Consider the following 2,239-nt stretch of genomic DNA (forward strand, 5'->3'; position numbering starts at 1 on the left):
TGCACGATGAGCTGCACGCGCGCGTTGCCCGCGGCCAGCGCGCGCGAAAAATCGGCGGGCACGCGCACGATGCCGTCGACCTTGCGCTCGCGCATCAGCGCCTCGGCGTCGTGCATGGAGCCCAGCAGAACGGGCGCGATGGTGGGCGACAGCCGCAGGCCGGCGATGGCGTCGTGCGCGGTCGGCGAGGCGTCTTCCATGACCACGGCCACAGGCGCGTCCTTCACGTCGAGCGACATGCCGTAGCCGAAGATCAGGATCAGCACCATCGGCAGCAGGATGCCGATGGCCAGATTGCTGCGGTCGCGCAGCAGCTGGCGGAACTCCTTGCGCGTGAGCGAGATCAGCCGGGACCAGAAGCCGCTCATGCCGCCACCTCTTCCTTGCTTTTTTCCTGGCTCCGGTGCCGCGCCTTCTCGACGATGGCGATGAAGGCCTGCTCCATGTCGATGCGCCGGCTCTTTCCGTCGCCGAGTGCCTGCGCGCGCACTTCTTGCGGCGTGCCGATGGCCAGCACCTTGCCCGCGTCCTGGATCACGATGCGGTCGCAGTACTCCGCCTCTTCCATGAAGTGCGTGGTGATGACCACCGTGGTGCCGCCTTCGGACAGCGCGGTGATGCGGCGCCAGAACTCGCGCCGCGCGAGCGGGTCGGCGCCGCTGGTGGGCTCGTCGAGAAACAGGATCTCGGGCTCGTGCAGCAACCCCGTGGCCATGGCCAGGCGCTGCCGGTAGCCGCCCGGCAACTGGCCGCTGGGCTCGTCGAGCGCATGGGCCAGGTCGAACTGGCGCAGCACCGTGTCCATGCGCTCGCGCAGCCTGGCGCCGCGCAGGCCGTAGGCGCCGCCGAAGAACGAGAGGTTCTCGCGCACCGTGAGGTTGCCGTACAGCGCGAACTTCTGCGACACGTAGCCGATGCGCTGGCGTGCCTGCGCCCGCGCGTGCCGCAGGTCGACGCCCGCCACGCGCAACTGCCCGCCGCTGGCCGGCAGCAGGCCGCAGAGCATGCGAAAGGTGGTGGTCTTGCCCGCGCCGTTGGGGCCGAGCAGGCCGAAGATCTCGCCGCGCCGCACCGAGAAGCTGGTGCTGGCCACGGCCACGAAATCGCCGAAGCGGCGCACGAGGTCCTTGACCTCGATGACGACCTCGCCGGGCTGGCCCGCGGGCGGCCGCGACGCAGCGAGGGTGGCGGCGGGGCTGGCGTCTTCGCCCGCCGGCGGCTGCGCGCGCAGCAGCGTCATGAAGCCGTCTTCCAGGCGCGGCGCGACCGGCTCGGCATGCGCGCCTTCGAGCAGCGCGGCGAGCCGCGCGTCGTCGGCTTCCTTGCGGCGAATGAAGCGCACCTCGCCGCCCTGGGGCACCGCATCGACGATTCCTGCCGCGCATCGAGCAGGCGCGCCTGCAGCAGCCGCGGCGGCTCGCCGTCGGGCGGCGTGGCCACGAAGCACAGGCCCTGCGCGCGGTCGCGCAGCTCGCCGGGCGCGCCCTGGGCCAGCAGCTTGCCGCCGCGCAGCACGAACACATGGCTGCAGCGCTCGGCCTCGTCGAGGTAGGCGGTGCTGACGATGACCGAGAGTTTTTCTTCGTCCACCAGCTGTTGCACGATCTGCCACAGCTCGCGGCGCGAGAGCGGGTCGACACCCACGGTGGGTTCGTCGAGCAGCAGCAGGTCGGGCGAGCGCACCAGCGTGCAGGCCAGCCCGAGCTTCTGCTTCATGCCGCCCGAGAGCTTGCCCGCGGGCCGGTCGGTGAAGCGGCCCAGGTCGGTCATTTCCATCAGCCGCGCATAGCGCTCGCGCCGCTTGTCGCGCGGCACGCCGTGCAGGTCGGCATAGAGGTCGAGGTTCTCCTGCACGCTCAGGTCGTCGTACAGGCCGAAGCGCTGCGGCATGTAGCTGATGCGGTCCTGCACCGACTGCGGATCGGCCGACACGTCGATGCCCAGCACGCGCAGCTCGCCTTCGTCCGCGCGCATCAGGCCGGCCATCAGGCGCAGCAGCGTGGTCTTGCCCGCGCCGTCGGGGCCGACCAGCGCGGTGAGCGTGCCGGTGGGCACTTCGAGCGACACGTCGTCCAGCGCATGCACGGGCTCCTTCGACGTCTTCAGCGTGAAGCGCTTGTGGAGCGAGCGTGCGGTGACGGCTGGCGTGGTGCTGTTCATTCAGCAACTCCCCGTGGTGTTGGTCTTGCTCCCTCCCCCTCTGGGGGAGGGCTGGGGTGGGGGCAAGCGGCGCACCCAT

General features: G+C 70.8%; 1 protein-coding gene and 1 pseudogene. Both read right to left on the reverse strand.

Annotated features, from left to right (window positions below; translation table 11 throughout):
- Positions 1 to 368, reverse strand: a 368-nt coding sequence (locus BMG07_RS40450) for an ABC transporter permease (protein ID WP_198089182.1), incomplete at its 3' end; no start/stop codon positions are given.
- Positions 365 to 2,160 (reverse strand): annotated as a pseudogene (locus BMG07_RS40455) (ATP-binding cassette domain-containing protein). The gene BMG07_RS40450 and the pseudogene BMG07_RS40455, both read right to left, overlap by 4 nt.
- Positions 2,161 to 2,239: the final 79 nt, after the last annotated feature.

This window comes from Variovorax sp. E3 (assembly GCF_016082275.1).
Classification (GTDB): Bacteria; Pseudomonadota; Gammaproteobacteria; order Burkholderiales; family Burkholderiaceae_C; genus Variovorax.